The 8,894-nt window shown below is 54.4% G+C and carries 9 protein-coding genes; 4 read left to right on the top strand and 5 right to left on the bottom strand.

The window, feature by feature from the left end; all coding sequences use genetic code 11:
- Nucleotides 1-236 precede the first annotated feature (236 nt).
- From WCS52_01010 to WCS52_00995, 4 genes are all read right to left on the bottom strand, one after another.
- Nucleotides 237-521 (bottom strand): antitoxin, encoded by a 285-nt coding sequence (locus WCS52_01010; protein MEI6165751.1) that lies wholly within the window; start codon nt 519-521, stop codon nt 237-239.
- Complete coding sequence (locus tag WCS52_01005; GenBank protein MEI6165750.1) at nt 518-736, bottom strand: hypothetical protein; 219 nt, start codon at nt 734-736, stop codon at nt 518-520. The genes WCS52_01010 and WCS52_01005 overlap by 4 nt, the downstream gene beginning before the upstream one ends.
- The gene (locus WCS52_01000) at nt 699-1,745 is read right to left on the bottom strand and encodes a type IV toxin-antitoxin system AbiEi family antitoxin (GenBank protein ID MEI6165749.1); all 1,047 of its coding nucleotides are present in this window, start codon (nt 1,743-1,745) and stop codon (nt 699-701) included. The genes WCS52_01005 and WCS52_01000 overlap by 38 nt, the downstream gene beginning before the upstream one ends.
- Nucleotides 1,746-2,047: 302 nt before the next feature.
- Nucleotides 2,048-3,307, bottom strand: a complete 1,260-nt coding sequence (locus WCS52_00995) for an ISL3 family transposase (protein ID MEI6165748.1) — start codon at nt 3,305-3,307, stop codon at nt 2,048-2,050.
- Nucleotides 3,308-3,416: 109 nt separating this feature from the next.
- Between WCS52_00995 and WCS52_00990 the strand changes: the two genes are divergently transcribed.
- Genes WCS52_00990 through WCS52_00975 form a run of 4 tightly spaced genes read left to right on the top strand, consistent with a single transcriptional unit; the run spans nt 3,417 to nt 5,450 of the window.
- Nucleotides 3,417-4,034, top strand: coding sequence for a Holliday junction DNA helicase RuvB C-terminal domain-containing protein (locus WCS52_00990; protein ID MEI6165747.1), 618 nt, complete (start codon nt 3,417-3,419; stop codon nt 4,032-4,034).
- Complete coding sequence (locus WCS52_00985) at nt 4,031-4,714, top strand: site-specific integrase (GenBank protein MEI6165746.1); 684 nt, start codon at nt 4,031-4,033, stop codon at nt 4,712-4,714. Before WCS52_00990 ends, WCS52_00985 begins: the two co-directional genes overlap by 4 nt.
- Nucleotides 4,711-5,163: a hypothetical protein gene (locus tag WCS52_00980; GenBank protein ID MEI6165745.1), complete on the top strand. Its 453-nt coding sequence runs from the start codon at nt 4,711-4,713 to the stop codon at nt 5,161-5,163. Before WCS52_00985 ends, WCS52_00980 begins: the two co-directional genes overlap by 4 nt.
- Complete coding sequence (locus WCS52_00975) at nt 5,160-5,450, top strand: hypothetical protein (GenBank protein MEI6165744.1); 291 nt, start codon at nt 5,160-5,162, stop codon at nt 5,448-5,450. Before WCS52_00980 ends, WCS52_00975 begins: the two co-directional genes overlap by 4 nt.
- 311 nt (nt 5,451-5,761) lie before the next feature.
- Here WCS52_00975 and WCS52_00970 read toward each other — a convergent pair whose 3' ends face one another.
- The gene (locus WCS52_00970; GenBank protein MEI6165743.1) at nt 5,762-8,278 is read right to left on the bottom strand and encodes an IPT/TIG domain-containing protein; all 2,517 of its coding nucleotides are present in this window, start codon (nt 8,276-8,278) and stop codon (nt 5,762-5,764) included.
- Nucleotides 8,279-8,894: the final 616 nt, after the last annotated feature.

Genomic DNA, 8,894 nt, shown 5'->3' with positions numbered 1-8,894 from the left:
GTAGGGTGGTTAAAAGGGAAATATAAGTCCAATGGTGATCCCTCCCTCTCCGCCATCCTTCGCTCTGCGCCCAGTGGGGCTTGAGCTACGGATGGTCTCCGACCAGGAAGATGAGGCGCATAGCGAAGGATGGCGCCCTTCGTAGCGCAAGGCGTACCCGCCGCAGGGCGAAGTAGGGCGTTGTCATTAAGCACGACATTATGCCTGTAAACACTGACTACTACACTCATTAGACCTTAGGCTGTTTTTCTTTCGATCAAACGGCCGGACAGGTATTTGTGAAGAATGCTGGAGATGAGTGTCTGATAAGGCATGCCTTCCTCGACAGCCCTGGTTTGAATGCCGACCAGATCCCGTTCGGCCAAACGGATGTTGATGCGTTTATTCTTCACCAGCGTGTTGTGGGCAAACTTCTGTAAACGGGTGATCTCGGACGCCTTGTTTTTCACTGGCCTCCATTCGCCCCGGTCAAAACTCTCCAACAGTGCCTTCTCTTCAGAAACTAATGTGTGCTTGTTCATGGTCGCTCCAAGTATTGTTTCGTTGCCTTACGGCTTGGAATTATGGTTTTCAGGAAAATCCCATCCTTATGGGGAACATACGGCACGAGATACGCATAGGCCCCGACCATCAGCATCGGCACCCCAAGGCGTTCGGCCAGGGTTGCCAATCGGACCAGAGTTTGCGCCTTGGCCGGATCAATCGGGTTCAATAATTTGACGGAGGTGACGGTCATAGACTCTTTGAGCAGTTTCAACATTCCGGTCAATTTCGGAGGCAATCAGGTCGGCATAGACCAATAAGGGGTGAACGCAATCCTTATGCTTGGCCCATGGTAGCGGCCCCCAGAATGGCCGCAAGACTTCGACTTTCCCAACAGGGTCTTTGTACAAGGAGGCATGGAGGATGAATTCACTTAATAGGTCATCGCAGTAGATCGTGGCTGTCTCGGGTGAAAGATAGGCGGTCAACTTGGCCCCGGCGACCTCGCCTCCCCACAACCCATTGGTCTCATTAATATCGGCTTTCACCCACCACTGCGCGGAGGGAACCCAATAATGCCCGCCAACGAGCCGCGGACGAAGTCGTGCCGCATAGTCCTCAATCCAGCGGGACATCAGTTTCTTCCGGTTTAGAAGCAATTTCTCACCCTTCTCACCGGTTACCACATAGCCCCCCGTCTGTAAGGCACTCATGGTAGCGGCAATTGACCCCAACGGCGTCCCGGTAATTCTGCCAATAATCCGGTAATTCTGATTCAATAAAGCCTTGGCTGGCTCATGATCCAAATCGGGATCGGTCAAGATCGCAAAGATGAGTTTCAAGGCATTCGTGGCAAATGACTGTCGAACCGGCATGAGGCCATCTTCGGCACCATGTTTCGGAATCTTCTGCCCGGTGGCGTGCAAATAGAGTGGCCCGGCATGCAGGAAAAAATTACCTGCCGCATCGGCATAACAGATATCCCTCGCCTTCAATAGTTTGGCGCAAGCGGGAGTAATTGCCGGAGCCACGAGCAGGAGATTGCGGAACTGCTCCGGCGCGCGAGCAGAAAGCATCATATTCACAGCCGTCGTAGTAATCTGCTTCCGGCTTTCAACACAAAACTGGGCGTCAGTACCCTGGTAGTGAAGTTCCACCACCCCGGCATTACCTAATTTATGGGCTGTCTTATGATGCGTAAGTTTAAGCCCACAAATGCTCGATAGTTTGTCCAAAACAGCCGCTATTAACTCTTGGCTCATTGTCTGCCACCTCTTCTTGTTCGCGAATATACAACAACTCGTGATTCATGAACAAGGAATATATATGAACACCCCGATTGAGGTTCCATCGATACGTGTGGAATGGCCTTGATCGGGGGCGGCCCCCCTTGGGCATCCGGTTTTGTGGTCAGCCCGGCTGAGTTCACGAGGATCTGAATTCGCATGCCCTCTATGCTGGCCCTAACGTAGTACGCCAACAGATCCGTCGCGATTAGTTCTGATTGTTAAAACCACCAATGCTCAACAGCTTGAGCACAACATTCAGGGGTTCTTCGTCATTTTCAGTGGGTAGCTGGGATCTGTAGTTTACCAGCGACGAAGTAGAGAATGGCCTTGAGATATAGTGGATTGCGATATCCGCGAGCCTTACGTTTAACTGCTGAAAAGACGCTATTAAGCCCCTCCATGAATCCGTTAGTCACTCGGCAGTCCCAATATGCCAACACGCCGTCGAGATGCCTCTGGATCATTTTGACGCACCGGACCATGGACGCATACATGGTTGTAGCCCTTCGACGGGCCACATTAAGAACCCAACGACACCACGCCAACATTTTGCGTTTAGCGAGAAGCGGATCCGTGATGGCGTAGATATCCTGCAGAGTCAGGCGCATTTGATAGGCTTTAGCCGTGCATAAGTTTTGCAGATCCATGCGGCCCATGCGCTCTGTTTCGGGTTCAGTCAGGTTGGTGGGATTTTTCAGCCAGAGCCACCGGGATTTATTCAACATCTCCCTTGCTTCACAGCCAGCTTTGCGCATCTCCGTTCGCCGGACGTCATCGACAGCTTTGTTGACTGCGGCGATGATATGAAACTTGTCAAAGACCTTTTTGGCGTTGGGGCAATTAATGTAAATCCCCGCCACATAAGCTTGCGACATATCAATGGAGATGGTGCGAATATCTTCTGCCTTCGCATTATGCCGCAGCAACTCCTCACAGAATCGAGCCCACACCGACATGTCTCTCCCCTCGGTTGCGAAAAGCACCCGTTTCTTTTCGAGATCGGCAAATACGGTAAGGAAATGATGTCCGCGGCAACGACTCAACTCGTCTGCGCCGATGCAGGTCACTCCGCTAAAATCAGCTTGGCGATAAGCCGCTTCAACATGAGCAATGATCATTCGCCATAACCGTGTGTCGGTTTCCTTGAGAATATCACCCACTTTCTTGATCGGCATTTCACGAGCCAAAAGCAATGTGAATGCTTCGAACTCCTTGGTGAAATGTTTGCTCTTTCCTTCCCAGGGCGGTTGCACTCGATAGGTATGACCACACTCTTTGCATCGACCGCGTGGCAAGCGGCACTCAATCTCACACTCGTGCTCAAAACAGTTTAGATGCCGCCACCGCAAAGGTTCAGTATGATCGTAACAACTCACTTTACCAGAACACTTTGGACACTTCTCCGTATCCCATAGGTGCTCTGTCTCCTTGACTCGTATAACGATTTTACCCGGCGAACCCTCGTGGATGCACTGCTCAACTACCCAATTTTGCCCCAACCCTAACAGCTCTTGAAATATTATTTCTGGTGTCATACCCGCTATTTATCAGCTTTACCCACCGAAAACAGCGAAGAACCCATTCAGGAGGGGCAGTCTTCCTGTCCCTACTTACTTTTCCGTCACGCAGGCAGGATACGACGACATGCTCAAGGGGCTCGGGCTTGGCAAGAAACAGCCCACCTCCACAATGCTCCAGTTGCCCCAGTTCACCTGCGTGGGGGCGACCACCCTATCGGGATTGGTCAGCGATCCTTTGCGGTCACGATTTGTTCAATGTTTGACGCTGGAGCCATATTCCGATGAGGCACTGCGGCAGATCATCCTCGACGCGTCCGCCAAAATGGACTTCGACATCACCACGGAGATCGCCATGGAAGTCGCCCGTCGCTCCCGCTCAACCGCGCGCACGGCAATAGCCAACCTTCGCTGGCTTTACGAATACTGCGGGGGCACCGGGTCGGAGCCCGACGCCACAGCCATAATGGAGGCGTTTGACCTGAAGGAAATTAATCCCGATGGCCTGACCAAGGTGGATATGTCCTATTTATCAGCATTGGTTGAGGCAGGCGAGCCGCTAGGCCTTTCCACACTAGCGGCCTCCACGGGCGAGAGCGAGGAGACGTTGGCCCAGGCGATCGAGCCGTTTTTGATTCGTAAGGGCTTTATTCGAAAAGGGCCGAGGGGGCGGGTGGCAACAGCCAAGGCGATAGAACTGGCTGACGGCAAATCTACTCAGACTGCAGAAGGGAGTGCATCATGAGAACTGGTGACTGGAAAATCACCCCAGAGAAGTATTTGAACCGGGAGGAACTGGCAGCCCTGCTGGTGCGAGCCGATGAGCTCAAGGCAATCGGCGAGGCACGGGGGCGCTCCCAACCCATACGGGACTGGATGATAATCAATACATTTTTGTTTACGGGCCTGCGTCGCCGGGAGGTCTGTGAACTCAAGTGCGTGGACTTCCGCATTTTCGGCGGAAACAGCCATCTCGTGGTGCGCCGTGGAAAAGGGGGCAAGTCGCGGCATGTCCATATTCCCAAGGAATTCAAGCGGAACGTCGCCTGGTATCTTCGCTGGAAGGCAGAGCGGGGCGAGATTGCCGACGAGGAATCCTATTTCCTGAAGACGGAACGTAGCCCCAAGTATTATCCCAGTGGCATCTACAAACGCTGGAAAAAGTACTGCCCAAATCATCGGCTTCACGATGCCCGCCATACGAACGCTACCCTTCTTTATGAGGCCACGAACTCGCTCCGGCTTGTTCAAAAGCAATTGGGGCACGCCTCCATCGGCACGACCCAGGTTTATGCCGACGTGAGTCCCGAGCAGTCCATTGCCGGCGTGACCGCGATGGAGCGCCTCACGGCAACCCTCAAGCGGAACCCCCGTGCCATGACCGCTTCGCTGCCCCAAGGCGAATACCTTGAGGCCGAATCATGATCCTGTTGATGAGGAACCACGTCGATGAGTTCGTCCCCGGCTGTGACTACACCGCGGTGAATATGGACTCCGCCCTAGTCGAGACCATTACGCAAAGGGCGGCATCCTGCCGGTTAATGCGGGTACGCGACAGTTCCCTAGCCGAACTCCGGTACTGGGACGCCAGTCCTCAGTGTATTGGATCACTTGTCCCCGCAATGGAGGCGACTATTGAGGAAGCATTGGAGCGGGGCGGCGGATGGGCCGTCATGGGTGATGGCGCCATCAGTTCCTTCAGTGAGGCCCGTGCCGACTGCACGCACATGGTCATCGTAGCCTGCGACTCTCCCATCCTCGCCTGGTCATACCGCATAGGGTCGGAGCCGATCCGGACGGTCGACGTTCCACTGGCGGATCTAGTCGCCAGGCTGGGTTCACCGCTTGGCGATCCACTCCGGGAACTCCCGTGAACGCCACGCGCACCATCAAGCCTTTTGACCTCGGCGAGGTCGTCGCCACCCGTGGTGCCCTTGCCGCAATGGAAGCGGCGGGACAGCATCCACTGACATTCCTCTTCCGGCATCTCTCCGGCGACTGGGGTGAAGTTTGCGCCGACGACTGGGCGCTCAATGATGAGTCGCTCGAATCAGGTGACAGACTTCTCAGTGCCTATAGGACAAACAAAGGCGAGCGCATCTGGGTCATCAGCGAAAGTGATAGGTCTGTCACGACGCTCTTGCTCCCCGACGAATACTGAGCAGTCGTCGTCGACACTGATCGACACTGTGCTCCTGGTGATCGACACTGTGTGGCCCTCCCTGGCGTCCCATCCCACTCCCCTACCGTTCCACTGCGAATTTTGCACTTTGGGAACCCAGTGATTGCACTATACGGTCGCTTTTGACTCAAAGTGACCCAGATAGGGAAATTGCGACCCAGTTACAGCCCAGAATTGGGGGATAGTGACCCAATATCGGGACATATTTTTCCAGATTGGGTCGCAATTTTGACCTTTTTAATGGGAGAAAAGTGCGTGATGGATGAATGCAAACGCAAGTGTTCACGTAATCAAAATGTCCAGGCTGCCCTCCAGAACTGGTGGTCAACATTGGGGATCACAGTATTTGTTACGACTATAGGCGTGGAAGACACTATGTTGGTAGAGACGCTTACCCAGGATGCAAGATCTGTTGACGTTTGGATCCAGTAAGTCTGGCCCGAGAATCCGGCAAGCACAACATCAAACAGGCCATTCCGTGCTGTGGGCGGCACGATGCCAAGCGTGGGCGCGAAGCCACTGTTGAGTTGAATGGAGTCCACATAGAACGTGGTTGTCCCAGAAAGCGTGGGCCATATCCAGAAGCCCTGGCAATTGGTGACATTCGCCACCCCGAGGGCGGTAAGCGGGATATTGAATTGAGCCCAGGTGTTGGGTTCCAGAGTTGGCAGGCTGAAAAGGGCCTGATATGTATTGGTGATCACACCCATCACTTGCAACCCCCGTGCTCCCGCCGCACCGCCGTTGATCCAGAAAATCAGGCCCGAAAACGGCGAGGTGTTGAACGGGGTATGATAAAGCCACAACGCCGTGTAGTTGGTAGTGCTCACCGAGATGGAACGGGATCCGGAATAGACGGGCGATGAATTGAGCACATTGACACTCACCGCCCAACTCCAGTCCTGAAACCCGTTAAGCAGACTGTCAACGTAGACCGGTAGATTCGTTTGCGCCGCCAGAACCGTGAAGGGGTTGGCACTCAGGATGGTGCCTCCGGGTACCGTGATCCCAATAGGACCTGACACAGCGCCAGCGGGCACGGTGGCGGTGATCTGGGTGGATGAGTTAACCATAAAGCCGGAAGCGGGCACGGTGTTGAACGTCACCGATGTGGAGCCGGTAAAATTTGAGCCGACGATGGTCACGGATGTGCCGGCCGCACCACTGGCGGGTGAAAACGAGGTGATAGCCGGTGCGTGCAGGGCACTTTCGGAAGATGAGACCAAGAGATTCAAGGCATTGGTTACAAGACGGTCAATAGTAATCCACAGTTGTTGATTGGTCGTGTCGACAGAGGCGAAATAGTTGACTCCTGCATTGGTCATGCCAGACCCAACCGCAATGCTGGTTGGCAATCCGGCGCTGGTGTAATTATCAATGATGAAGACCGGGTGATCGAGCGGTCCATTGGCGGCAGGTGTGAGCAGGGCATTGACGGCATTTGACATGGCGATGATTTCCCATGCTGAATAAGTTGGATTATAGCCGGCTGGGGAATAGGTAATCACTGCGTTCGTGGCGTTGCCGACGCCTGCCGGCCCGATGGTTGCCACCGAACCGGTGAAGGCGGAGAGCGTTGCGGCGGCGGCGTTCTGCATCTGAATGACCTGTTTGCCGACCGTGCCATTCGTGTACCCCCCGGCATGGGGCCCGAAAACAACAAATACGGAATAGGCAAGAAGCATCCCGCTGGCTCGCTGGCCTGTCAGCGACACACCCACCGGATCAGTCACATGCTGGGAGTAATTCGTAATGTTTGCCGTTGTATTGGGATAATCGCCGTAGTCGTAGAATCCGCCGACCCGCCCGAAATTGCTGCCCCAGGCAAGCCTCTTTGTGGTGATGGGGGTGGTGCCGGAGAACTGGTAATTAAGAATCTGGAAAGCCCAATCCTCATCACCCAGCATAGGCCCACTAGGCTTGCTGATTGTGCGTGGATCTTTGGAGGGATAGTTGCGACTGTCGCTGCCCTGATCATAAACGGTAATCGGCACTGTGGCCACATGCCCCATTTCCGCATCGACCTGGGCGGGATTGGCCCATTGCATCGCGTAGGGGATGGTGTTGAGTTCCGTGTCCTTCCACCCGGAAGCCGCCGTCACTTCCTCAGGTCCGGAGGCGAGGGTCACGAATTTATAGGTGTCACCATAGGATGCTCCTCCGACGTATGCGTGGATCCCATCGCCGTCATAGGCCATATCTCCATAAGGTGAACGGGTGTCGGCGCCGACATTGCCTGGAGTCAGACGCGCATCTTGACTGATCGCAAAGATCGGATCAGAACGGCCGTCCGCGAAGAACCACTGTAACGTCGTGGGCACCGTTCGGCTAATGCCATTGTTGTCGGTAATGTGATAACTCGGCATGGCGTAGGTAATCCGCGCAAAGTTGGTTCCCGTTAGCGTAATGGTTGTGGATCCCGGCGTTCCTGACCCATTGCCGCTCGAAAAGTCACCGCCGTTGCCTGTGTGATTCTGCACAAACCCATCGCCGGAGAATTCAAGGTTCCCCCCTGTTCCATAATTCTCGGTTCCCGTACAGGTACGGGTCTGTCCGCCAATCTGGTAACTATATTGCCGGAGATAGCCGGTGTACGGCGGAATTGTTGAATTCTGATCCACCATGACTGCAGAGCGTGGTTGACCTGCACTATCCATCCACTGGACTTTATGTGCGGAATACCCATTGTCAGAGGTAACGGATGTCACAGTTAGTGCGGAGGACAGATTGGCAGGCAACAGGCCAGCCACACACAATGCCAGAGCAATGGTTTGGATCCGTTTGATCAATTGCAGCGGAAAAGCCATTGTCCGACATGCTATATAGAATTCTCTCACATCTTTAAGTATACTCCTCAATGATCCCATTTCAATACATGTCCCCCACTGGCCGTCCGATTGGCTGTCCGATCCCTCGGACGTGACTGGTACGGCCTGTACCTCCACAGTGGGCACCCCTCGATTCTGCACCTGGCCACCTCGACAGGCTGGTAGCAGCAACACTCGATGCATTTCGCCGTAACCGCCGCTTTCCTGCTACCCCCCGAGAAAGCCCTCAAGAAGACTCCGACCCTGCTGGGGGCATACTTCCTTGCCCCCTCGACGGTTTGTTCTTCCAAATGGCTCATATCAGGGGAGTTTTGAGCCCTGCCGGTCATCCCCTGCGTGCCCCTGCCCTTGATTGTCGTCGATATCGTTGAATTCCTCATCGTTGCCTCCTGTGCGGTCTATTTTCGACCCGCAGAGGCATTATACAGCGGAGACGTCAACTGCCCAACGGCAGGGGGAACGCCAACTTTTGATTCGCCTCCAAAGTTCAAAGGAAGCACTCCGGGGAGGCGGCAGGAAGCGAGTGGAGTGATGGCTCATCAACTATTGCACACTGCAACAAAAAGGCCGCCAACCTTTCGGCAGCGGCCCCTAT

The organism is bacterium (assembly GCA_037128595.1).
GTDB lineage: Bacteria > Verrucomicrobiota > Kiritimatiellia > CAIKKV01 > CAITUY01 > JAABPW01.
Note: the sequence above shows the minus strand (reverse complement) of the source record. Positions and strands in the feature narration are given on the sequence as shown.

What these genes read in the sequence shown, in the direction of transcription:
- WCS52_01010 (MEI6165751.1), bottom strand. Translation starts at nt 521, where the DNA reads ATGAACAAGCACACATTAGTTTCTGAAGAGAAGGCACTGTTGGAGAGT.
- WCS52_01005 (MEI6165750.1), bottom strand. Translation starts at nt 736, where the DNA reads ATGACCGTCACCTCCGTCAAATTATTGAACCCGATTGATCCGGCCAAG.
- WCS52_01000 (MEI6165749.1), bottom strand. Translation starts at nt 1,745, where the DNA reads ATGAGCCAAGAGTTAATAGCGGCTGTTTTGGACAAACTATCGAGCATT.
- WCS52_00995 (MEI6165748.1), bottom strand. Translation starts at nt 3,307, where the DNA reads ATGACACCAGAAATAATATTTCAAGAGCTGTTAGGGTTGGGGCAAAAT.
- WCS52_00990 (MEI6165747.1), top strand. Translation starts at nt 3,417, where the DNA reads ATGCTCAAGGGGCTCGGGCTTGGCAAGAAACAGCCCACCTCCACAATG.
- WCS52_00985 (MEI6165746.1), top strand. Translation starts at nt 4,031, where the DNA reads ATGAGAACTGGTGACTGGAAAATCACCCCAGAGAAGTATTTGAACCGG.
- WCS52_00980 (MEI6165745.1), top strand. Translation starts at nt 4,711, where the DNA reads ATGATCCTGTTGATGAGGAACCACGTCGATGAGTTCGTCCCCGGCTGT.
- WCS52_00970 (MEI6165743.1), bottom strand. Translation starts at nt 8,278, where the DNA reads ATGGCTTTTCCGCTGCAATTGATCAAACGGATCCAAACCATTGCTCTG.